This window comes from Chryseobacterium sp. 2P (assembly GCF_059579425.1).
Map to the genome: position 1 here is coordinate 3816217 of NZ_CM184194.1, position 24746 is coordinate 3840962.

At 34.0% G+C, this 24746-nt stretch carries 21 protein-coding genes, 1 tRNA gene and 1 pseudogene; 6 read left to right on the forward strand and 17 right to left on the reverse strand.

Going from position 1 to position 24746, the window contains the following annotated elements:
• Positions 1-37: 37 nt before the first annotated feature.
• The 7 genes and pseudogenes from AC52CF_RS17290 to AC52CF_RS17320 all read right to left on the reverse strand — a co-directional run bounded on the left by AC52CF_RS17290 (position 38) and on the right by AC52CF_RS17320 (position 13737).
• On the reverse strand, positions 38-5062 hold the full coding sequence (locus tag AC52CF_RS17290; RefSeq protein WP_496517486.1) for a beta strand repeat-containing protein: 5025 nt from the start codon (positions 5060-5062) through the stop codon (positions 38-40).
• Positions 5063-5198: 136 nt separating this feature from the next.
• A complete protein-coding gene (locus AC52CF_RS17295; protein WP_496517487.1) occupies positions 5199-5885 on the reverse strand; it encodes a hypothetical protein in 687 nt (228 codons plus the stop codon).
• A 164-nt stretch (positions 5886-6049) separates the two neighbouring features.
• Positions 6050-7519 carry a helix-turn-helix transcriptional regulator gene (locus AC52CF_RS17300; protein ID WP_496517488.1) on the reverse strand — a complete coding sequence of 490 codons (1470 nt, stop codon included), beginning with the start codon at positions 7517-7519 and terminating at the stop codon, positions 6050-6052.
• 296 nt (positions 7520-7815) lie between these two features.
• Positions 7816-9219, reverse strand: coding sequence for a tetratricopeptide repeat protein (locus tag AC52CF_RS17305; protein ID WP_496517489.1), 1404 nt, complete (start codon positions 9217-9219; stop codon positions 7816-7818).
• A gap of 217 nt (positions 9220-9436) precedes the next feature.
• Positions 9437-10114, reverse strand: a pseudogene (locus AC52CF_RS17310) (DUF6266 family protein).
• A gap of 736 nt (positions 10115-10850) precedes the next feature.
• Entirely contained in the window at positions 10851-11144 is a 294-nt protein-coding gene (locus AC52CF_RS17315; protein WP_496517490.1) for an IS630 transposase-related protein, read from the reverse strand.
• A 196-nt stretch (positions 11145-11340) separates the two neighbouring features.
• Positions 11341-13737 carry a phage tail-like protein gene (locus AC52CF_RS17320; protein WP_496517491.1) on the reverse strand — a complete coding sequence of 799 codons (2397 nt, stop codon included), beginning with the start codon at positions 13735-13737 and terminating at the stop codon, positions 11341-11343.
• Between the two features lie 589 nt (positions 13738-14326).
• Here AC52CF_RS17320 and AC52CF_RS17325 point away from each other — a divergent pair.
• Positions 14327-14500, forward strand: a complete 174-nt coding sequence (locus AC52CF_RS17325; RefSeq protein WP_250902097.1) for a hypothetical protein — start codon at positions 14327-14329, stop codon at positions 14498-14500.
• 399 nt (positions 14501-14899) lie between these two features.
• Here the strand turns inward: AC52CF_RS17325 and AC52CF_RS17330 are convergent, their stop codons facing one another.
• The 8 genes from AC52CF_RS17330 to AC52CF_RS17365 form a co-directional block, all read right to left on the reverse strand.
• A complete protein-coding gene (locus AC52CF_RS17330) occupies positions 14900-15202 on the reverse strand; it encodes a hypothetical protein (RefSeq protein WP_214588597.1) in 303 nt (100 codons plus the stop codon).
• Positions 15203-15266: 64 nt separating this feature from the next.
• Positions 15267-15446: a hypothetical protein gene (locus tag AC52CF_RS17335; protein WP_496517492.1), complete on the reverse strand. Its 180-nt coding sequence runs from the start codon at positions 15444-15446 to the stop codon at positions 15267-15269.
• A gap of 207 nt (positions 15447-15653) precedes the next feature.
• Entirely contained in the window at positions 15654-15875 is a 222-nt protein-coding gene (locus tag AC52CF_RS17340) for a hypothetical protein (RefSeq protein WP_250902095.1), read from the reverse strand.
• Between the two features lie 19 nt (positions 15876-15894).
• Entirely contained in the window at positions 15895-16044 is a 150-nt protein-coding gene (locus AC52CF_RS17345; protein WP_250902094.1) for a hypothetical protein, read from the reverse strand.
• A 108-nt stretch (positions 16045-16152) separates the two neighbouring features.
• Positions 16153-16479, reverse strand: coding sequence for a helix-turn-helix domain-containing protein (locus AC52CF_RS17350; RefSeq protein WP_214588596.1), 327 nt, complete (start codon positions 16477-16479; stop codon positions 16153-16155).
• Entirely contained in the window at positions 16460-16675 is a 216-nt protein-coding gene (locus tag AC52CF_RS17355; protein WP_214588595.1) for a hypothetical protein, read from the reverse strand. The genes AC52CF_RS17350 and AC52CF_RS17355 overlap by 20 nt, the downstream gene beginning before the upstream one ends.
• A 29-nt stretch (positions 16676-16704) precedes the next feature.
• A complete protein-coding gene (locus AC52CF_RS17360; protein ID WP_250902093.1) occupies positions 16705-17160 on the reverse strand; it encodes a transposase in 456 nt (151 codons plus the stop codon).
• Positions 17161-17455: 295 nt separating this feature from the next.
• Positions 17456-18973 carry a phage tail-like protein gene (locus AC52CF_RS17365; RefSeq protein WP_214588594.1) on the reverse strand — a complete coding sequence of 506 codons (1518 nt, stop codon included), beginning with the start codon at positions 18971-18973 and terminating at the stop codon, positions 17456-17458.
• Between the two features lie 478 nt (positions 18974-19451).
• Here AC52CF_RS17365 and AC52CF_RS17370 point away from each other — a divergent pair, with 478 nt between their 5' ends.
• Both AC52CF_RS17370 and AC52CF_RS17375 read left to right on the forward strand, forming a co-directional pair.
• Positions 19452-20423 carry a helix-turn-helix domain-containing protein gene (locus AC52CF_RS17370; RefSeq protein ID WP_214588593.1) on the forward strand — a complete coding sequence of 324 codons (972 nt, stop codon included), beginning with the start codon at positions 19452-19454 and terminating at the stop codon, positions 20421-20423.
• Positions 20424-20426: 3 nt separating this feature from the next.
• Complete coding sequence (locus AC52CF_RS17375; RefSeq protein ID WP_262899423.1) at positions 20427-20558, forward strand: hypothetical protein; 132 nt, start codon at positions 20427-20429, stop codon at positions 20556-20558.
• A gap of 104 nt (positions 20559-20662) precedes the next feature.
• On the opposite strand, the gene AC52CF_RS17380 is transcribed toward AC52CF_RS17375, so the two are convergent.
• Positions 20663-20736 (reverse strand) — tRNA-Ile (locus AC52CF_RS17380).
• 62 nt (positions 20737-20798) lie between these two features.
• Entirely contained in the window at positions 20799-21197 is a 399-nt protein-coding gene (gene mce, locus AC52CF_RS17385) for a methylmalonyl-CoA epimerase (protein WP_087705849.1), read from the reverse strand.
• 90 nt (positions 21198-21287) lie between these two features.
• Here mce and rbfA point away from each other — a divergent pair, with 90 nt between their 5' ends.
• From rbfA to AC52CF_RS17400, 3 genes are read left to right on the forward strand one after another with little or no spacing between them, the layout of a single operon-like run.
• Positions 21288-21647 (forward strand): 30S ribosome-binding factor RbfA, encoded by a 360-nt coding sequence (gene rbfA, locus AC52CF_RS17390; RefSeq protein ID WP_214588576.1) that lies wholly within the window; start codon positions 21288-21290, stop codon positions 21645-21647.
• A 3-nt stretch (positions 21648-21650) separates the two neighbouring features.
• Positions 21651-22856 (forward strand): ABC transporter permease, encoded by a 1206-nt coding sequence (locus AC52CF_RS17395; RefSeq protein ID WP_496517493.1) that lies wholly within the window; start codon positions 21651-21653, stop codon positions 22854-22856.
• 47 nt (positions 22857-22903) lie between these two features.
• Entirely contained in the window at positions 22904-24697 is a 1794-nt protein-coding gene (locus AC52CF_RS17400; RefSeq protein WP_496517494.1) for an endonuclease, read from the forward strand.
• The last annotated feature ends 49 nt before the right edge of the window (positions 24698-24746 follow it).

Here is a 24746-nt window from a genome sequence, read left to right on the forward strand (position 1 = left end):
ATTCTGCTGCTTTTTAAATACTTTCTTACTTAACTTTTTACTGTGGACAAGCCTGCGTACTCATACAATGCCAAGCGAACGAGAAACCACCATCATTAGAAGTATAGACTTTCAGACAATTGCTAGTGGTATCATAAACCATCATTCCTTCGACAGGAGAAGTGATCACAAGAGTAATTCCATCATCTGCTACAGGCTGGTTGCTGGCATTGAAACGTACTCTGTTTACTACAAATCCTTTTGTTTTCGATTCAAGTGCTGTCCAAGCACTTTGTCTTACCATAGGCCAATTATCGCTATCTGTTCCCGCTCTTCCTAAAGAAGTAATGCCGTGTTTTGTAGGATAGGCGTTACTATCTGTTACTGCTGGTTTGTAGCAGGAAGTTGGTCCCAGACCACAATCATAAGTATAGGTAACCTTATAGAAGTAAGACCTAGCTAATCTTTGAGTGAAAGACAAATTTGAAGAACCAGCAAGTGAAGTTGATATGATGTTACTAAATGAACTTGACAAGTTACCTGTCCCTATAAAATTATTCAGGTCTGCCTGAGCACTATAATTAACGGTATTGGTACTCGGAATAAAGCTATTATTCAAAATAATCATATCATCATCATGTGTTGGATTTCCAGTAATATTGGTAACCCAATTGGTACTCGTAGTAGGATTTTGCCCCGCTGATAATAGGTTGCCTAACCAATTAGCGTCTGGTGATATCAGCATCCTGTCCACTGTACGACCACTTATATCTCCTAGCCAAGAGCCTTGTGCAGGCACAGATATTCCCGCAGGAACAGTAACTAATCCCGTATTAAATAAGCTCACTGTTCTATTAAGTGTATATCCTGAAATGCTAAATGTATTGATGGATGACTCCTGATAATTAGTTAGCTGACTAGTCGTTGCAGTACTCTCTATGATGGCTCCGCCCATATAATTTGCTCCATATTCTATGCTAACATTCGTGAGCAATCTGCCATTGCTTTGATCAAACTTTGGCAGTAAAGCTGGTTCAATAACAGAATCCTGCTGACCTATTACAGGTGAGTAATAATAATAAGTTACTGTGTTTCCTGACGATGCAGATGTACAAGCGGTAGAACACGTTCCTGTATTGGTAAATATAAGTGTCTCTGGTGTACCAGTAGTAGGTGTAATTGTAATTACAAAATTATTACCAACAGGTAATGTTCCGTTAGCAACTTTAAAATATGATGGTAAACCTCCCATTATATTGGTTGCAGCTGAATTATTCAATTGTTTAACTGAAACCGGACTGCCATTATAAGTCGCCGTAACACTATAATTGGCGGTGGTAGCTGGTGTTATTTTGAACTGTAAAAAGTCATCAGTAGAGTTTTCAAATGTTCCGTTGTTTGAACAAGTAATATCTGTGATGGTAGATGATTTTACATTAACCACAGTTGTAGGGCTATAGCATATTGCTAAACCGTCATAAAAAGCAGCATAATAAGTTGTGCCAGCAACTATTGCTGTAGAATTTACCAGTTTATTAGCATCTGTAGGAACAGCCGAAGAATGAATTGTAATTACAGTACCTGCTGGTTTATTGCTTGCTGATAATAGAGTGATTAAATCTCCTACAGTTGCTGGGTTTGATGTAATATTTGTATTTGCTAAGGCAGGAGCTGCTGTGCCTGATTGGCAGGTAATACAAGCCCAATAGGTATTATTAGGAAGCTGCAGCCCAACAGACATTCCTCCTGTGGGAAACTGTAACTGAGAGCCTGGCCCAACCGGGGGAGTATTAGCATCTGCATTGATATAAAATAATTGCCTTAACAAACCAACATAGCCAATTCTATAAACTTTTCCATCCGGTGCTATTTTGACAGCTGAAGTTGATGCAGGAATTGGATCTAATATCGTTGTTGTATTATTAACTAAATCGTAATATTTTAGAAAAGAATTACCACCAGCACCATATTCAGTGTAATAAATATATCTTCCATTTGGAGATAAAGCCCCACTATATCCTGTGAAAGTTTTTTGAGTGCCTGTACTTGTAATATATACTTGCCAAGTGCCCAAAGTTCCCGTAGACGCATTAAAATTAGCCAAGCCTATTTTGTTCATTCTTGCAATAAGAACTTTACCTGGTGTTCTAGGATCCCAAGAAATAAATGAGCTACTCGTTGTATTGCTAACAGAATTATCATTAGGTACATCAATAGAAGAAACCGGAGAAGCATTGAATCCTGAAGCTTTTGAATACAAAAATGATTTTACTTTTTCATCAGAAGTATTTACCAGAATCCAATAATCTGTACCATTGGTATGAGGTATTACTTCAAGAGCTTCATAAACCGAAGATACAAGCATCGTTTTATTAGAAATAACATTGGCCTCAAGATTATATTTAGAAGCATATAATCCGCCATATGTGTTATTTGTAGCATTTCCAAAAATGATAAAATCTCTACCAAGCACTCCTTGTGGGTCTGGAATTGCTGAGGCGGCTTCTTCAGAACCGTTATTACCACCGGCATAACCCATAGCTTCTGCGCCGTCTGACCCTCTAAAAAGCTTATTACCATCTGTTACAAACAATAATTTTCCTGTAATAGGATTAGTAACGGATGTACTTGCTTCAGAACCAGTATTACTATCACCCTGTCCATAAGTTCCATTTGCTGGATTATTAAGTACAGGTAATCCCGTTTGAAAATCGATTCTTACTTTGTTTTGAGCATCAGTTAACCACCAGGTTTGCATTGCCGAATAAGGATCTGGCGAACAAGTGATTGTAATACAATCATTTACAAAAGAATTGGTTGCATTATTTACCGTTTGTCCTGTTCCAGCGATTGTAGGCACTCCCATTGTAGTCGCGGTATTTCCTACAGTATTTCCTAGATTTTGGGTTACAGAAACAGGAGTACCGATGTAACCTGTACCAGAATTACCTCCTGCCATAGATGAATTTTGCAAATCAGCTGATGTAAAGGCTGCACCACCTTCTAATGCATCAGGGCAACCATCGCCATCACTATCTAAATCTAATTGATTAGGAATACCATCACCGTCTAGATCACAAGCACTTGTATCAATAATCACATTGTCTATACTCCAATCATCATAGCCCGCACTATGATTAAATGTTAATATAGCTGAATTCGGTCCTGTGTAAGGAATGTTAATCGTTATATTTTGTGTAGTATAACCCGAATTTGATGCTGTTGAAAAAGGCAAGAAAGTAGATGTAACACCAGACGTTAGAGTCTGGGTAACATTATTTATTCCTGTAGCTCTTACCGTACCATTGGTAAATGTAGCATAAGTGGTACCATTTAAAATTATATTTAATGAAGCAGAATAACCTGCACTGTTAAAACCATCTTGTGCACCTAAAGTGAAAGATAGTTTTACCATACCGTTAGCAGCATTAAGATTATTAAGTGTCTGTGAAAGGCTAGAATTTATATTATCATTTTCATTTCTGGCAATCCCTGTTGATACGTCCCATCCTGTTCCTATTGTCCATTCTGTGACTGGTGCATTAAATGTCCCGTTATTAATGATGGTAAAAGCAGGGCATTCATCTGTATCAAGAATTCCGTCATTGTCATCATCTAAATCTATCCAATTGGGATAACCATCATTATCAGAATCTAAACAGTCATTTTTAGAAGCATCCTGAGACTGACCAACCGATTGTCCGGCAGCACCAACTGTTATCGGAATACCATTTGCATCTACTGAAGTTCCGAAATTTTGATTAGGAGTTTGTGATAATATTGTACCTGATGCAGCAGTTAACTGGGAAGAAGTAAAGTTTTCCGCTCCTTCTATTGCATCTGCACATCCGTCATTATCAGAATCTAAATCCAGACTATTAGGAATACCGTCTGCATCTGTATCACAGGTATTAATACTTACATTATCAATAGACCAGTCATCTATTTGATTTGCTCCCATTTTAAAGGTAAGTGATCCCGAAGATGGTCCTGAATAAGGAATATTGATTGTAAATGTTTGTGATGCATAAGTTGTGGTACTTATTGCTGTAAATGGTATAAAATTAGAAGTTGCACCATTATTTAATGTTAAAGTAATATTATTATTCGTCCCCGTAGAATTATTTGCTGTCGCAAATAATGTTCCTCCGAGATATACCTCAAGAGATCCTGTGGAATTTGTACTCCCGTCTTTTGCTCCTAATGTAAATGTTAAAGGCACCATTGCAGGAGGTATATTACTTAGTAACTGTGTTAAATTGCCAAAACCAGTTCCTATAAAGGAAGTATTTTCCACATATTTTCCCGAAGCATTATAAGTCCAGCCCCCATCATTTGTCCATGCGGGAGAAAAATTAGAATCAAAATTACCGTTGGTTACTAAATTAGTAAGTATACACTCATTGGCATCTAAAATACCATCATTATCATCATCCAAGTCGCATTCATCAGGAATACTATCTCCATCAGAATCAATAATACCATTACAAGCGGCAACTATTGAAGTTTCACAAATTGCGAGCAAAGCACCATTATCACCTCCATCTCCCCGCATAATAAACTGAGTGAAAGGAGCAGGAGCTGATACAGTAAAAATACCTCCACCACCTGTTCCTGTAGAGCTGGCTCCTTGACCGGAAAGCAAAGTATTTCCAGAAATAGTGCTGAAACAACTCCCATTATCTGTAATTGTAACAGCTCCATTATTTGAGAAAAACTGAAATTTCTCGTTGTAAACACTTCCGGTAGCAGATAACAATATTACAATGTTGTTAACTGGTTTTGAAAACGTAAGAGTAGTTTGCCAAGGAGCACTATTTTGACCTGTACTATTGCCAACATATAAAGATTCTTCATTTAGAGTTAATGATGAAGATGTACCACAAACCTGATAAGGCATACTATATGACGATACATATCCTGTTGAAGAAGAATTCACAGTTATCCCGTTTACGGTTAAACTACCATTGGGTGGTATATTTGAAGTTTTAATACAAAGCTGCCCAAAAGATCGTGTTGTGGAAACCGCAAGAAAAAAGCAGGTGAGAATTAAAACTATTAAAATTTGTTTCAGTTTTATCATTTGTTTGTTTTATAAGTGTATTCACGGCATAACGGATTACTTGGCTATACTGCCAATAATCTCATTATGCACCTATAATTAAATTGTGTTTGAAAAAATATCAGAACTTAAGTTGCATGTGTTTTTGCAACAATATTTAAATACTTTTATGAAATGTAGGAGGTCTTACAGAATACTTCCCGGAAAAGTAGTGAACCTTAATATTGGGATTATTATATATAAAGACTTGTTTTTCTGCGAATAAAAATAAATTATGTAATAGTTTTACAGAGTAATTTATTGTTTTTGAAACAGACAGAACCCTACAAGGCGAGAGAACAACCTTTTCCTTTTCACTCTGAGAAATCCTTTCAGAATTTTGTTTGGAACTGTAATAACTTGCAGATAATGATTGCCTGAAAGATTTTACCGTAGATTTATTGTCTTCCGGCTCTTTAAATATTTTTTTATATTCCGAAAATGTTACTCTCGTTTCTGCTTTTTTTATTTTAAAGTTTCCTGAAGCTCGATTGTTATAAAGTTCAATACTATCTGCTGTAAAAATTTCAGTATCCCGATTCCTTACAATTAATTTTTCGAGATTAAATTTTCTATTGGCAGATGAATCCTCAGCATTAAAAATAATGACATTACCGGTTGCTGATAGATATAATGAATCTTTCTTTTCACCTTCAATTACTTTTGCAGGAAGAAAATTATAAAATACTATTGCCAAAAATACAGCTAAAGACTTTACCTTATTGGAGGTAAAATCTAAAGTGAGTAATTGTTTGGTACATCCGGATATCATCAAAGTATTTTGCTTTACTGAATTGATAAACATTAATGGATTATCAACACTGCAAAATTACTTTTTCAATACTTTCTTACATATTACATGAAGTCACAACTCTACACAAAATATAAAATTAAATACTCAAACGCTACACAAAATTAAAATACGGTAAAAAAAAGATGATTTTTTTTACATTTTGATAATTATTAAGATTATTTGTCTGCCATCCAATGATAAAGATTTTCACTGGATAATATATTTAATTTTTTTCTTATTCTGTACTTTTTGGAGTCTACTGCCCTTACAGAAATTTTTTTTGAGGCAGCAATTTGCTGGCTATTAAGTTTAAGTTTTAATAAGGCGCAAAACTCAATATCAGAATTAATCAATGCAGGATTAATTCGTAATAAGCTTTCTTTAAATTCGGGATACAATTCTAAAAAACTTGGCAAAAAAGCAATATTATTTTCTAAAGCCAATTTGCGGAGTTCCTGGTTTTTCTCATTCAAAGAAGCATCGCCAGTATTATTATCCTCAGAAAAGTGATCATTATTTTTATTTTTTCTTCTAAAAAATATAAACAATAAAAACAGAACGAGAAGAGCAGCGAGGATTAAATATATAAACATAAATCTCGTTTCTCCAGATTTCACTAAACCTTCCGATAGTAAAATAGGTTTTACCTCATCTTCTTTTCTAGGCTGAAAAACAAGCTTTTCTATCGTTTTATTTTCTTTTTTAACTACAGAATCCTTTAGAGTGGTATATTTATTAAGATATTGAACTTGTTTCTCTTCATTCTTCTTATCTTCATAAATTTTAGCAATGTTTGGATAGATAGCTTCCTTAAGCAACAAATTATTAGATTGATCTGCATATTTTTCTGCCAGTTTGTAATGCTCTAATGCTGTATTCAGGTAATTTTTTGTATTTTTCTGATAATTGTATATGAAATCGGCTTTTGTTTTATGGTAAAATGAAAGATCAAATAAGTTATCTGTCTGGTTTATATATTTCTCCTGAATATTTATGTAATGTTCTAACTTTTTAAAATCTTTAGCGGTTTTGTAATAAACACAGAATAATCTTGCTGTTGACAAGATAATTATAGGCTTTTCTTTTTCAGAATTCGGAAGCAATAAAGCCGCTTTCATTCTTTTCCCAGCATAATGATGGACAGAGTCTTCCATATTCTGGTTTCCGTATAAATTAATGTATCTGCCATAAAAGAGAGTCTCCATCAATCTTCTTTTATTAATATCCTTAATTTTAGGAATCAGCTTTAAATTCTGATCTAATACCTTTTGAGTTTCCGAATATAATTTTAATGCATTCAGCATTGCTGCCTCTATGGTCTTGGCTCTTGCCATAGAGTAATAATCTTCTATGTCATTAGATAAAGTTATAGCTTCATTAAGGTCTGGCTGTACTTTATCAAAGTCTTTAATATTTACTCTATGAGCTGCTCTGCGCAAAAGCGCATTAATTTGCCCTTTTTTATAATCTATTTCTTTTGATTGATAATAGAGTTCCGTGGTAATGGCTTCAATTTTGTCTGCATTCCCGGAATTGGTTGTAAAAATCGTATTCTGAAGGCTATCAATCTGTTTTTCGGTTAACTTTCTCTGAGAAAATCCTTCAATGCATATTAAGATAAAAAAAAGAAGATATTTTTTTGTCATTTACTTAGTTTTCAAATTATTACTCATATATTTAAAATTTTCAACTCTAATATTTATAATAAATAAGAGCTTAATTGATTGTAAATTTAGATTTTACGGCAATCTTTTAAGTGCTTTACTAATTGTGCTAAAGATATGAAAATAGTTCCTATACCTACTTGTATATTTGTGGTATCATTCAAAATTGTAGTTGAATTTACTTATTAGTTACTTTTTAGCTATGATTTTTCAGCTATTACAAAAAAGGGGTAAAAAATTATTACTATAGAAAGATCGATTTATTCCCTATTTAAGAATTAAATGTTAGAAAACCATACATACATATTTTCATCCTGTGTTATATGGAGAGCTTTTCTTATTCTGTATTTTCTTCCTTCAATAGCTCTTACAGAAGTGCTTTTAATACTGGCGATTTGTTTGGTAGAAAAGTGAAGCTTAATATAGGCACAAATTTCCAAATCCAAAGACTTTAAAGTCGGATTTATTCTCAAAATATTATCTTCAAAATCAGGAAAAGCTTCTTTAAACTTACTATAGAAGGCTGGATTTTTTTCGTTGGCAAGTAAAGTAAGTTCAGAAATAGAAATCTTCTCAATAAGATCTGGACCATGATCTCCTGTATTTTGTATTGAAGACTTCCTCAAAAAAATATTTTTTTTGTAAAATACAAAAGTAATAAGACAAAAAACAATAACAAAAAAAACAATGTATGTCTTATTTTCTTTAGAAAGAGAACTCTGATTGTAATCATTTAAATCTATTCTATCAATCTGAGACTTCTTTATTTCATCTAAACTATTTTTTATTTTTCTACTTTCTTTCAAGTACTTTATATATTGTTTTAAATCTTTTTTACGATTATAATAATTGGCAATATCGTCATAAATTCTGGCTTTTAGCTGTGCAAAACCTATTTTTGAAGCTGCTGAATCGGCTCTAACATAATAGTCTAGAACTTTTTCATCATCTTTCTTTAAGCTGAGTGCTTTTCCCATCAAAAATAAAAATTCTGCCTCAAGAAAATGATTTTTATGTATCCTCTCAACTGCATTTAAATGACTAATTGCTTTATCCGAAATATTCTCTGTGATATAAAACTCTGCCAATTTTAAATGACTTTGTGTGGTAAAATCATTTTTGTAAATGGAAGATGCAGAAATCTCTTTAGAAATCTGGAAAAGGTTTGTAAGATGGTAAAAGACCGAATCTTTCTTATTCTGAAACTGATAATACTCTGCTAAATATTTATGGTTATTATAATTTATTATATTTTTTTCTTCTTTGTCTGATATATTATGGCTGTACTTTATACTTTCGACAAGTTTTTTTCTGCTTTCTTCTAAAAGACCTAATTCTGCAAAAGCAGTTCCTATATAACTTTTAACAACCGATAAAGAGACATAATCGTCTGTATAGTCCGCAATCTTTTCTGCTTTTCGTCCTTTTTCTATAATTTCGTCATAACTTTCTTTTTTGGTAATATAATAATTACAAAGCAGCAACAATGCGTTAATTTGTCCTTTTTTATAGTCAATATCTTTCGCTTGATAATATACTTCTGTTAATTCTTTCTCTTTATTTTCAAATTTTGCTTTACTATAAACTGCTATTTTATCATCAATTTGTTTAATAGCATCTTTGCTCTGACCAAATAGTAAAATTGAAACCAAAAGATAAAAAAAGGATATAAATTTCTTCATTTAATTATATATCTTTAATCGACAAAAATACTTTTTTATCTAAACTTGTTTATTTTTTTCCGAATAAATTAATTGCTCTAAAAATAATAATACTTATTTTATTATTTGTTAAGTCTGGGCAAATCATTGAGAAATGTCAATAATTTCGTTAGCATCATACTTTTGAATTAGTATACATATCACAAAAAAGCACCTACTTTTCTGTAAGTGCTTGATTTTAAAAGTGGTATCTGGATATGCAAATAGAAATTCCAGTATAAGCCCCGAGATACGCGCTGTTACACGCAAGCGTTTCTTTCGCATTCCTGAAAAACACCCAGACCTGAATTTCCTTTCCTGTGTAGGAAACAGGCATCGTGACATCGGCAATCAATGCTCTCCTTTCGGCAACAGATTCGAAAATTTCAAACGTTCCCAGTTCTTTGCTATAACACACCACATTGGCTTTGTCGGCGGTATCTGCGTTTCCCTGTGCGGAATTGTCTTCCCAGCTCAGTGTAATAATATTTCCGGTCTACGGAGAAGCAGCGACGTTCTGGAAACCTGCCAGATCACCTTTCGTGATCAGAACCTTGTTGTATACCAGTTCGGGAACATTGCCATTCATCTGTAATGCTTCGCTGATGGTATAGGAAACCGCCATATTCACTCTTGATTTTGAACCGCTCCCCGATCCGAAATACTTCGTCTGGATGTTTTTGAGCGGCTGCAGAAAGCTGATCACCATGCTAAACCTGGTCTGCTGCAGAAGCTGTTTTTCGGTGGGCTGTTTCGAGCTTGGTTTGGGAATGCTTCTGATAATGTCCTGTCCGCGCCAGTTTGCGCCAACAATCGTTCCTACTTTTCCTGAAAATCCTCCAAGGATTCCTTTTGTTATTCGTGCCATTTTGTGCATTTTTATTGGTTAACACAACGAAGGTATTACAGAATTTTCCAATTTCAGGCACCTGTGAAAAAGATGACCGGTTTTGACTGCTTTTGACCGGTTTTGACCGGTTTGAAAACCCATTTCTTCGGATCATGTTCGGGTCTTCTTCGGATCGGCTTCGGAAAAATGGGATTTTTTCCGAAGAAACACCGAACAACAGCCGAAGGATTTTGGGAGAATTTGAGTAGTTTTTGATTGGGAGATGATAATTTAGGTGAAAAAAACGGACTGTTTTTCTCATCACAAGAGTAAATGCTAAAATAAAAAATCCTTACTTTTGAATGTAAGGATAATATGAGATAACTGATAAATATTTAACTATCAAATGATTTCAGTTACCACAGATAATTATATCTTTTTAAGTTTGTCGAAAATAATAATATATAATATATAGCATCGATTGAATTCCAAAATCAGCTAAGATTTTCAAAATCTAAAACTGAAAGACCACGCTGATTTTAAGCAAGTTAACAAAAACTGATTAATATCGATAAAGTATTCTGTTATAAAATATATAGTTGACAATTATTTGTTGTTGATTATAAGTTAGATTCATGATTCTATCAAATATTATTTTCTTATCATTTTACAAAAATTTTAAGGATATTATTGTCTGAAACGATATAAAAAACAGGCATTTTCAAATTTGACATTTCAGTTTCCTGAAATTGAAAATAAAATATAGCTAACTCAATATATTTCGTCAAGTGATCAATTTTTGAAAAAGTTCATAGAGAATACAGTTGGGACTGACTCCAAAGAAAGCAGCTCTTTCATACTGGTAGGCATCAGGAAAATCTTCTACATATTTCTTTAAAGCTTCCATATCAATCTTTGCAGCGGGTTTATTTCTTTTCCCAACAGGAATAAGGTTTTGTTTCCAGCGGAAAAAGGTTAGGGTACTTATTCCAAAACGTTTACAAACAGCCTGATCAGCAAGCTTTGCCTGTTCTTTTATTTTAATTACTTGTTTACGAAAATCTAAACTATAACTCATATAGCTAAAATAAGACTTCTTCTTCTAGTGAGTTTGCTACATATTCATTTTCCAAAACTCTCTATACATAAATGGCTCCCAACAACTAATTTGTTATTATTGCATAATTAGTTTAGATTGGTTATTGGATAGAGCCTCTTTCTCATACTTACTCAAAAGAGAGAGCAGCTTCTACATCAACCAATTATACGATAAATTATTTATTCAATTTAGATTTAATCAATTCTATTTCTTTCTTAAGACTGGAAATTTCTGAATTTTGATTTTCAATTACTTTCTGCTGATCCTGAACTGCCTTTACCAATAAAGGAGTAAGTTTTCCATAATCTACCTGCCAAGGATTTGCCTGGGCGTCTTCTCCTCCTACAGTTACTGCATTAGGAAATACTTTATATAAATCCTGAGCAATAAATCCTGTTACTTTGGTCTTAGTGTTGTCTGCTTTATAGTTGTAATCTTTTACCGAAATTTTCATCAGATCAGTTATACCTACGTCTGTGTTTTTAATATTTTCTTTGAGTCTCAAATCGGAAGTTGTATTGAAAGCAACAGCTGTTGTTGATGTAGGAGTTATACTTCCCTGAACGGTTGTTCCGTTTTTCATTGCTATAAAGGCGTTGTTAATCCCCGTAGAACCGTTGGTTTTAACCAATAAGATATTGGCATTGTCATTTCTCTGGCTGTTTATCCATCCGTTTCCAATTTCAGTAACATCTTCACTACAATTTCCATCCCATGTATGCCCCGTGTAATTTCCACTGGAACTAATACCAAATGCTCCTTTTACGTTTATATCTAATGAATTTGTAGTTGTAACCGTTCTTAATCCTATAGGTCCTGATCCTACAGCAGCATTAACAAGAAATGGTTCTGCAGTTGTGTTTCCTATTTCAAATCTTGCACTACCTTGATTGTACCACAGGTAGGTTTTTTTTGCACCAGCAGCATTTAAGAAATTAACATAAGAACCTCCGCTATCTGCACCTAATTGTACTCGTTGATCTAATGAACCAGACGCATTTTCTAATCCGATTTGAGCCATTGTAGAGACATCCAGCTGTGATTGCGGATTAACCAAACCTACCCCTACATTTGCAGTAGTACCTGCATTAATTACAGTCTTGGTTCCCATTCCATTGATGTTAAATCTACTGTTGGTATTATCCCAAGAAAGATTTGATTTTACAGTGGATTCATCAGTATAAAAATCAAACCATGCTCCTCCGGAAGAATCGGCATTTGTATAAGTGTGCGCTCCCGAACCTAATCCAAAACGTGCATCTCCGCCTACATGCAACTGTGTCTGTGGTGTAGCGTAACCAACTCCTACATTTGCTTTTGTATTTCCTGCATTAATTGTGGTTACAGTTCCCATACCATTGATATTAAATCTACTATTCGTATTATCCCATGCAAGATTTGATTTTACAGTAGATTCATTCGCATAAAAATCAAACCATGCTCCTCCGGAAGAGTCAGCATTTGTATAAGTGTGCGCTCCCGAACCTAATCCAAAACGTGCATCTCCGCCTACATGCAACTGTGTCTGTGGTGTAGCGTAACCAACTCCTACATTTGCTTTTGTATTTCCTGCATTAATTGTGGTTACAGTTCCCATACCATTGATATTAAATCTACTATTCGTATTATCCCATGCAAGATTTGATTTTACAGTAGATTCATTCGCATAAAAATCAAACCATGCTCCTCCGGAAGAGTCAGCATTTGTATAAGTATGAGCTCCCGATTCTATTCCAAAACGAGCATCTCCTACTACATGCATTTGAGCTGTCGGCAGTATAGTTCCCACCCCCACTTTACCTTTAGTGGTACCTGCATTAATTGCAGTAACTGTTCCCATACCATTTACGGTAAATACATTTTGAGTAGGATTCCAGTTTAAGTTAGCTTTTGGAGTTGTAGTGCTTGTTCCATCGAAAAAGTCCATCCAAGTCCATCCTGTCGCGCCGGTTCCTGAAGCTCCCAAGTCGATATGTGCAGCCGAAGGTGATCCTTCTGTAATTTTTCCTGTTCTGTAAATAGCGGTTGTTTTATTACTTCCTGCGTCTGTATTTGTTCCGGAAAGATTCCATTCTGTTGATGTAGGAGCTATATAACTTACATAATTATTTTGTGCAGCATTATAGGTCCATGTTGTGCCATCTGTATTATTTATATAAATGTTGGTAGGGTCTAGAGGCACGTTGGGATTGTAAGTTGCTCCAGAAAACGCATTCGGACTGCTAAGTCCTGATCCCAATCCTGCAACATTAATAACGTCCCCCGTTAAAGAACTGCTACTGTTGTTGGATAAAACTACCCATTTTGTTCCATCCCAGTAATAAAATCCTTTACTATAGGCGGGAGTAGTAGTTGTCTGTGTTAAATACACCAACTGACCGTTGACAGATCCAGAAGTAGCCAGTGAATTTACGCGGGGTACCAATATACCATCTGTAGCCGTAACCGAACCATTATGATTTTTAGCTCTCACATCTAATGTTGCTTCAGGAGTCGGGGTGTTAATTCCTACCTGACTAAAACTCATGGTATAAAAAAATACACCAGATAAAACAAGTAATCTATTTTTCATAGCAAGTTCTTTTAATTTGTTAGTTTGATTATACTGTAAAATCTGTTACTATTTTCAGCATATAATCTTAAATATCGTTTCTTTTTCAAGAACAAAGTTATCGTGATTTATAAATCAATATCCATGATAAATAATCAAATTCCGAAAAACAATAAAAAAAAATAAAAGAATGAAAATCATATATATACAGCAATCATTTTCGGAAATTAACAAATGAGAATGATAATCCAATTTTTATAATTTATTTGAAGTTGTTTAAACTTATTTAGAGAAAAAAAAGTTCCGAGAAAATTAGTAATTTTGGATTGCAATTAAAGAGACCTAATAATCTGGAACATTAGCAGAGATAAAATAGAGAAGTGGATTTTACCCCATTTAAGCAAAGGAAAAAGAGGGCTTTCACGAAGTTTGATCAGTGAAAATAATTCAAACCATTATAAAAACGGCTGAAAACCGGCTGTCAGTGGAGAGAAATTAGACTATTTTCGGGGAAGAAAAAATAAGCTGACAAAATTAATAAATAGAGCAAGGACGACAGTTTCAGGAATATTTGGGCTCAGCTTTTGAGTCGCAATAAAAGGTTGTTGATATGTCGTGCGTTCAACCCGACGGAGACCAAACCCATTGCAGAATGGGCGGAGAATCAACAGGGTATCAAAGCAGGAAGTCTGCGAAAACCTGCGATATGATTTTTCTTTGCGACAATCATGGTCAAATGCTTTCGGTGGGAGATCTCCTAGAAATGGCAATCATCACGATATGAAATAGAAAACATTATGGGCGAGATCATTGAAATTTTTTCCTAAGCGGAAATCTCTCATAAAGGTCTTTTTTTGAATGCAGATTTGGGATTTGACTGTGAAAATTTAAGTCAAAAATTAAAAGTGGAGGAAATAATTGGTAATATCAAAACCAATCCCCGCAACGGAAAAACAGTAGATAATAATCATTATTTTGATGAAAAATTGTACGAAAGCAGATCTAAGCAAATGCTTGGCTAGACGGCTTCAAGACTTTGCTGATAAGATTTGAAACACTAGATATTATCTAGAAGAATCTGTACTTTTTGGCATTTTCCTTAAGACTAATCAAAAAGTTAAAAGCTTAAACAACTTCCTTGCATATTCTGAAATTTATCTTCTTTTTTCAGTCCTCACTGATTTTAATATTCAAAATATGAATAGCTAACTTTTATCAATTCATCTTGATAAAAACGAAGTATAATTATAAAAAGTCCCTTTTGATTATTTTGTACTTCATAAATCCATTCATTAGTATGTTTTTTTAATAAGTTATAATCCCTGAAGAACTTCACTGCTTCTGACTTAGTTTTACCAATTAGATCTTCATAATTATTAAGAACATCTTGAACAAGATATTTTTTCTCACCTATATGAACATTCAATATGTGTTCGTCATTCTGGAATAACATGATAATATTTAAAATTTTATCAAAAAAACTCATCAATTTATATTATTTTTTTTTTACAGAAACAATATATTTTTTCTTTGCTTTCTTTAGAGCCTGTTTAATTTTTTTTCAATAAAAGTTTTATAGCCGATAATTTGACCATGTCTTCTAATGTTTCCATTAAGAACTCATAATTTCTAGACAATCTTCTGTTATTATCAAACCATGCAAATGTGCGCTCTACAATATATCTTTTATGAACAGGCTTAAAGCCTGGCTTTCTCTCGTCTGAACGCATGATAACCTTATAAGATACCCAAATTTTTCTTTACAGCCTCTATAAACTCTCCTCTGTAACCGTCATCAGCGAGAATAACTTTTACAGGACTTAAAAAAGTAAGACAGGCTTCTCATTAATAATTCCACCGTTTTACCGTCATAAACATTGGCTACATTTACCATTATTGCTAATAGAAATCCGTTTCTGTCTACCACTATATACCGTTTAATTGACTTCGTCGAATCTTCGATTTCCTTTTACTATTTTGTTCCCGTCAAATCCGTTTAATGAACGGTTATTTCCCCATTTTGCACTTTGGCTGTCCATGATCCCTAAGCTTGGGGCTCTGTTTTGACCTTTGTTTAAACGTATTTTTCCTCGTATTTGAGCTAGCAATAAATCAAAATCTTCAGCATCAGACCATTTATTGTAATAGTAGTAAACCAACTACCATTTGAGAAAATCATTAGGCATCATACGCCATTGGCAAACTGTTTTTATGACATATAATAACGCATTCCAAATCACCATAAGAGAATATTTTCTTTTTCACTCTTTCAGATTCGTCGTTTTCTTTATATTGCCATTGGCTTTCTGTTAAATCGGTTGGGTACATTTTATTTTTTTCAAATATCCAACCTCGGAAAGCCTTTTAAAAAAATTTTTCATTAAAATTTAAACATGCTCTTAGTTTTACGTTAAAAAACTTCAAGGAGTTAATATTTTACATAAGAAAAATTTTTTTCCATTTGGTAATCGTATTTCTGCTTAGGTTGAAATGATTTGCAAGCTGAGAATTATTCAGTTTATTTTTTTTCTGATAACTTAGAATTTGAAAAATTGTTTCTTCATCATATGACTTGTGAAGTTGATTTCCGTTCTCATCAAGTGAGTTGCTAGATTTAAAGATTTTTTGATTGAGATGAATAATATCTAAGGCAGATACGAATTCTTTTTTAAAGAAATAATCGTAATCCTTTTTCTTTTCGGGAAATTTTTTTTCTATCAGATCCAGATAGATTTTCTTGTAATCAGGTTTTAATTTTTCCATAAAATGTTTTTAACTTAATTTTAGAAACTATATTGTCCTTAAAAAATATAATCAGTACGTATTTTGATCCCAACCATCCGGTTTTAATAATATAGGTCCAGACATTGGCGGGATAATAGTTAAATTCCTGTCCGAAATCCTTGATCAGCTGTATTTTGTCCTTCCCTAAAAGATGTTTGTAATCATTATTTTTCATGACCTTAACTGTTTGTTGCAAAGGAAAGATTAATTTCTTTCTTCTATTTTACCGGCAATATTGTACTTACTGATCCATTTATGCAGGGTAGTCTTAGGAATTCTGTAGTCTTCAATTATCTGCTTTTGGGTTTTCTCATTATTTTCCAACAGCTCCAATATAAAACCTATTAGTTCTTTGGTGTAAATATTTTTTCTAAATTGGGGAACAAGACTTTCCTTTTTTCTGTTTTTATTTTTGTTAAGTCTTTCCTGTGGTGAAAATAATATGAGGTGCTGCGTATATACACGAAAGAAATCATAATCTAAAATTTTACACCATTTGAGTAAAATTTCACAATCAATACTTTTCGCTTTGTACATTTCATTCACTTCCTTTTCTGTGCATTGGAAGAATTTGCAGATACGCATTATTTCGATATTTTTTTCATCAACCCTTATCTTAACTAAAGAGCCGATATGTATATCTTTAAAATCAATATTCATTTATAAAACATTTAAATCTCATTCTTATAAAACAACTTATTATTCTGAATTTTAACCACTCACTAGCTTTTTGTTCTAAAGCAAATATATAAGCAATGACCAATCAAAACAGACCTTTCTGTAGTTACAATCTGATAATAAAACATAATTTTTAACAACCTGTTTTCCAATTATTTATTACTCTCAAATTCAGAAAACGATTAGAATACTGTCATTTTAAAATAAAATTAGCGGGTTGAATTCAACCCGCTAAAATAAATTTAATCATTTGCGAAATTAGAATCTATTGGAATTTTTAGTTACCAGAAGTCTGTGTAATTTTTATATATGCTTTTGTAAAACCACAAACACCATTAGTACACGTAGTTGTATTCATGTTAGATGTATTGTTGAACAAACCTAACATAATTTCAGCCTGATACATAGTTCTATCATTTGGATCTGTGTTGGTCCACGTATATCTTCTGTGTTCTATATTGGAGCCATCCGCAATACCAAAATCTCCCCAAGGATTAACAAAATCTGTTACAAGACTACCCTGTAGTGTAAAATCATTCATTCCTGAATTAGTGGTACCACACCATTTTCCTAATGCATCTGTTGGAAATGTGGCAACATTTTTAGCATAAACTAATATAGCTCCCGACCCACTATTGTTATAATATTTTGCATCATGATTCCATGTTAAGCTAGATAATGCTGTATTGGGTCTTATTTGTACACTTACATTCCCCGGGATACCATTATAGATATCCCAGACTCTTATGGAATATTTACCATCCGGTGTAGTCGCCATAATGCCATAACCTGTTCTAGGGTCATCCATTTTAACCAATGGTCCCATTACGGCAGATTCTGTAATGGTTGCCTGAGAGCTGTTTCCTACTGTTATTGTACAGCTTTGTGATGCTGTTAAAAAAGGTACGGAAGAACTATTGATAGAAATTGAAGTTTCTGTAGGAGATGAAACGGTAGGTGTTCCGCTTACATTGAAGACTAAATTTCCTGTTCCTGCCTGTAACTGACCTCCCTGCAAAGTAAATGTTAGTCCGTTCACAGTCTGTGGAGTTCCGTTAGAATAAGATCCTCCGTTTCCTCCTGCGTATGGAATTGTAAGCAATCCATTAAATGGTGTCCCTGCTGTATATGCTTTTGGGGTTAATATAGCACCTAAGCAATTTACGCTAGCGACAGATGGTGAAATCAATGTTGAGTTATCTATACTTCTCCACTCTGTACCATTCCAGTACAAATATCCTTTAGTAGAGAGTCCTGCATTAGTTCCGGTATTGTAAACTAAAAGACCTGTTTTCGGCGAAGGTATAGTAACCACATCTGTATTAGAAGTTAATGCAACTTGAGGTGTAAGCATTCCTTTATTGGCAACTGAAGACATATCCAAAATTGAAGAAGCATTTGCAGAGGTAGCTGTGCCAATAACTACAGGTTTTGTAGATAAAACGGCTGTTCCACCGGAATTGTCTACCCAAACATCAGGAGTTGTATCGCTTAGAAAAACTCCTGTGCCAGAGGAAAGGTTTACCCATGAGGAACCATCCCAATAATAAAATCCTTGTGCATAAGTAGGAGATGAAGTATCTGCTATAAGATAGACTAATTGTCCATTTACTGTTCCATTAGCAACCAGTGAATTTACTCTGGGAACAAGTAAACCGTCTTTGGCGGTTACCGCTCCTAAATGATTTTTGCCTCTTAAATCCAATGTGGCTTCTGGATTATTTGTGTTAATTCCTACCTGCGAAAACATTACGGAACTAGCAATTAGAGAGCAGTAAATAAGTATTTTTTTCATAACTCGTTTGTTTAAAGATTTTTTTATTAAAGAATTTCTAAATTGTATTTTAATGGGTTAAGTATTTGTTAACTGTGCAAAGGTATTGGAATGAACAAATCAAAATACAAAATATGCAATCATAATACGATATTAGCTAATACACTCCAATCTACTGTAAGCCAATTCTTTAAAATACTTAAATTCGGATATTGGCTACCATAACAATGAAAAAAACATTATTAAATATAAGAAACTGACAAGTAGATTATTTAAGGAACAGTAATTATTTATTTATAATTTACAGTCTTTAGAAATTATCTTCATTAATTTCTGAAAATTCTATGTGATATTTGATATATATTTCAATTTTTTAGTTAAAATAATTGAAATTGTATAAATTAAATTATTAATTGTATTTTTATTTATTAATTTAGCTACGTTTTAATTTATTTTTTAAAAAAATAACAAATCAATAAATTGTACCAATCCTGTTCTAATGAAAGAGAGAGAAATTAATGCGAAAATAAATCAGATAAAGAAAGAACTTATTTCAAAATATATTCTTTTTTTATCATTTATCTTTTTAATATTTTCTTTAATATATACATTTTTTATAAAAGACAAATTCTTAGCATATTATATCTCTATAGGATTTCTTTTTTTAATCTATACTTGGAATATCATTAGAACAAGGTTTTCCATTGAAAAAACTGTCCATAACTTTTTTATACTTTATCCTTTATATGTTTCTTATCTTATTTTAAGATACTGGGAAGTAACTATGGTAAATTTTCTATATATTATTATTATTCCTTTAGGAGCATTTGTATTTTTTGGACGTAGAGAAATAATAGCATATACTATTTATGCATTTTCTATTATTGTAATACTTTTTGTTATTGTGCATGCTTCCCTTATAGAGATAGTACATTATAAAAGACAATCATTTACAGATATTACGGATCTTATTGTTATTGTATTTAATATGCTCACCATTACATTGGCACTGTATTACAAAGATAAAATCAGAACGTTGCGTTCTATGGCAGAGATTGCTAAAGTTAAAGAAGCTATTATCGTTTCTGACATATTCGATCAAAAATCAATTGAACGTTATGAAGAGTTGTTTGCAAAAATTGAGCAGACTATAAATTTAAATGGTCATTTTAAAGATCCTGATTTCAATCTTACCGACTTGTCTTCTAAAATGAAGATTAATAACGGATATCTCTCCAAGGCTATTAGGCATAAAGGTTTTACCAATTTTAACCATTATCTGAATTACCATAGGATTGACTTTGCAAAAAAACTTATTGCAGAAGCGGATTTAAAAAAGATTACAATTATGTATATCTATTCAGAAGCAGGATTTGGCAGCCAGTCTACGTTTAACCGTGTATTTAAAAATATTGAAGGAATTACACCTTCGCAGTATATCGATAAGATTGTTAAAGAGAGCGAAAACTAAAATTTGACTATCTTTCTGAACCTCTCTATCATCTTATTAGTGGTGGCAATAGCTCAGACTTTTCTGCATTTAGGAAGCCAGAATACAGCTCCGGGGAGTAAAAGACAGAACTGTCTTTCTATTCAGGTTGACTAAACTTTTTGCATAGCCCCCAACTTTTGAGCTTGATCCGATATATTTTTGTTTATCAAACAGTTACGAACAAAAAAAGTCGCCAATTTGGCGACTTGTCAGTTGGGTGGTCCCACCTGGGCTCGAACCAGGGACCACCTGATTATGAGTCAGGTGCTCTAACCAACTGAGCTATAGGACCTCAAAACTTGGTTAAATTTTGTGTTTGCAAAAATAGTAAAATTTCTTTCACTACAAAATTTTTTATTGCTTTTCTTGGCAAAGTTCTACCAGCACGCCGTTTGTGGATTTAGGATGAAGGAAGACAACTAATTTATTATCAGCACCTTCTTTCGGCTCTTCGGAAATAAATTCAAAACCTTCTTTTTTCAGTCTTTGCACTTCCTCCAGAATATTTTCCACACCAAAAGCCAGATGATGGATGCCCTCTCCCTTTTTTTCAATAAACTTTGAGATCGGGCTATCCTCTTTACTCGCCTCCAAAAGTTCAATTTTGCTTTCTCCGGCAGCATAAAAAGAAGTAACCACCCCTTCTCTTTCCACAGATTCCTGTTTATAAGATTCCTTCCCTAAGAGCTTTGCAAAAAGTTCATCAGAAACGCCTAAAGATTTTACGGCAATGCCAATATGTTCTAATTTCATAAATATTTAAATAAATTAAGTCGTAAATTTGATACAGCGACCAGATTTCAAAGTATCAATTCAAACAAAAGTACTAAATTTGCAGAAATTATGGAAAGTAACAGACAAAGAAAAGTAGCACAGATTATACAGGAAGATTTCGCAGAACTTTTCCGCAAACAGGCTTCAGAAAGCAGACAAAGCATTCTGGTAACGGTTTCGGATGTAAAAGTAACGGCGGATCTGGGTATTGCCAAAATTTATTTAAGCATATTTCCGCAGGAACACCGCAAAGCTGTGATGAAGGAAATTGAGGAGAACAAGGCACAATACAGAAACTTCATCGGTCAGAAAATGGCGAAGCAGGTTCGTGTAATCCCTAATCTTAATTTCTACTTAGACACTTCTCTTGATGACGTTGAAAAACTGGAACAAGAATTGAGAGGTGAAGGTGACAACCCTATTCTGTAGCCCTTGAAAAACATCGCATTTTATATCGCTTCCCGATACCTTTTGTCTAAAAAAGGCAGTACTGCCGTTACGTTTATTACGTGGCTGGCGGTTAGTGCGATGACGGTTGCCGTTACTGCAATGTTTGTTATTATCTCGGTTTTTTCGGGGCTTGAAGATCTCAATAAAGAATTGATTTCAAATCTCCATGCCGATCTTACCCTTAAAAGTGCTTCCGGAAAAACGCTGAAAGATTTTGATAAAATAAATTCCGTTCTCAAAAACAATAAAGAGATCAGCAATTTTTCGAGAGTTATTGAAGAAAAAGTCTACATCAGCTATAACGGAAAAGGCGATATTGCTTATCTGAGAGGGGTAGATTCTGCTTATACGAAAGTAAATCCCATCAACAAAGATGTTTTTTACGGCGCTTATCCGAGTTTCAAATATTCCAATGAAGTTTTAATGGAAAACTCTCTGGATAACAGACTTTCGATTCCTGTACCCTCAACTTCGGATTATGCAACGATTTTTATGCCGAAACCGGGAACCGGAATCATCAATAAAGAAGAAGATATTTATAACAAAAAAGACATTCTCGTCTCCGGAGTTTTTGCAGGAAAAGATCAGCTGGACAATTATATTATTGCTCCTGTTGAATTAACTGAAGAACTGTTAAACCTCCCAAAACACTCTGCCTATCAAATTGTTATTAAATTAAAAAATCCGGAAAATGCAGATTCTGTAAAACAAAAGCTGATTTCCTCTCTTGGAAAAGGTATTGAAATAAAAACCAAAGAAGAAGAAAATGCAGCATTCTGGAAGATGATTAATACAGAAAAGCTGTTTATTTATTTAATTTTTGCACTGGTTATATTCATTACCACCTTCAATTTAGCAGGTGCCATTATTATTCTTCAGCTTGATAAAAAAGAACAGGCAAAATCCCTTATTTCCTTAGGCTTTCCGTTAAGTCATTTAAGACAGGTCTATTTCTATACCGGAGTTTTAATTGTTATTTTAGGAATTATTTCGGGTTTAATTTTAGGAACGGGGCTCTGCTATTTCCAGCAGTTCACAGAATTTTTTAAAGCCAACGAAACCTTACCTTTTCCGGTGAAAATAGTGGGTAAAAATTATCTTATTGTTGCCGTTACCGCATCGTTATTCGGTTTTGGAATTTCATGGGCATTTTCTAAGATCAGCAAAGATTATATTACTAAAAATTAATACATAAGCTTTCATTTTTTCGTATCTTTGCGTCCCAATTTTTAAAAATGAAACGTAAATTATTCTCTTTTTTATTGAGCTTTGTCTTGATAAGTACATTCGCTCAGATTCCTACGGGATATTACGACGGAACTGCAGGTCTTACCGGAGCTGCTTTAAAAACCAAACTGAAACAGATTATCACAAACGGTCACATCGACAACGGTTATAATGGTTTATGGACTGGTTACGCAACGACGGACCGTGATAACATCGCCATGGCAGGCTATGAAAACGACAATACCATTTTAGATATATACTCTGAAAATCCAAACGGCACAGATCCTTACTCTTATAATTACCCTTCAGGACAGTGCGGATCTTACAGCGGAGAAGGAGGCTGCTATAACAGGGAGCACGTTGTTCCTCAAAGTTTATTCAGCAGCAATGCTCCGATGGTTTCAGACATTAATTTCATCAGACCAACAGACGGGAAAGTAAACGGGATGAGATCTAACTTTCCATACGGAAAAGTGGGAACTGCATCTTTCACTTCTTTAAACGGATCAAAACTGGGAACTTCTGTTTCTCCGGGATATTCGGGAACGGTTTTTGAGCCAATTGATGCTTTTAAAGGTGATATTGCCAGAATGATCCTGTATTTCGTAACAAGATATGAATCTCAGCTTTCCGGTTTCGGAACAGGAAATATGTTGGGAGGTTCTGCATTTCCGGGATTACAAACATGGGAACTGAACCAGCTATTGGCGTGGCATAATGCAGATCCAGTTTCTGCTACTGAAATTGCAAGAAACAACGCTTCTTACAATTATCAGGGAAACAGAAATCCATACATCGACCATCCTGAATACGTTGCTCAGATCTGGGGAACTCCGGTTGTTGATACACAGGCTCCTACTGCTCCTACCAATTTGGCGACCAGCAATCCTACATCCAATACCATTTCTTTAAGCTGGACGGCTTCTACAGATAATGTTGGCGTTACAGGATATGACATTTATAAAGATGGCGTTTTATATTCTACCGTTACCGGAACAAGTGCTACGGTTTCAGGATTGAACCCTTCTACAACCTATAATTTTTATGTAATTGCAAAAGACGCCGCAGGAAATGCTTCTCCGGCAAGTAATACCGCTTCGGGAACCACTCTTGCAGGTGGACAGCCGGGCGGAAGCTGCGGAACAGAAGATTTCTCAAATATTCCTGCAGCCTCTTCAACCTACGCCACCCAAACCTGGACTAACAGTAATATTACATGGACTGCAACAGATGCAAGAACAGACCAGACTATTAACGGTAAGGCTATTACTGTGAGAAACGGAAATTTACTAAGCTCTGCAGTTTCAGGAGGAATCCAGAGTTTAACGGTAACTGCACAGTTAAAATTCGGAGGAACCGACAGCTCATTAAATGTTGAAGTAAACGGAGTTCAGGTAGGAACCATTCCTTATAATGCCGCAACTCCTACAACTACTACGATTAATAACATCAATGTGAGCGGAAATATTACGATTAAACTGATTAATCCTGTTTCCGGAAACAGAGTGGCAATTGATGATCTAAGCTGGACCTGCTTCACTTCATTAGGAACTGCAGAAACATCCAAAGATAAATCTCAGTTTACGATCTATCCTAATCCTGTAAAAAACAATGAATTATTTGTAAAAGGAGAAAATCTGAACAGAATATCAAAAGCTCAGATCTATGATCTTTCAGGAAAACTGATCGAAACGATTGAAAATCCTTTCAAAACTTCTAACAGAATTAACCTGAAAGGATTGTCCAAAGGAAACTACATCCTGAAAACGGATTCTTATTCTGCGAAATTTATAGTGAACTAAGACAAAAAAATATTTATATGAAAGACCGGTTTTTCCGGTCTTTTTTTAT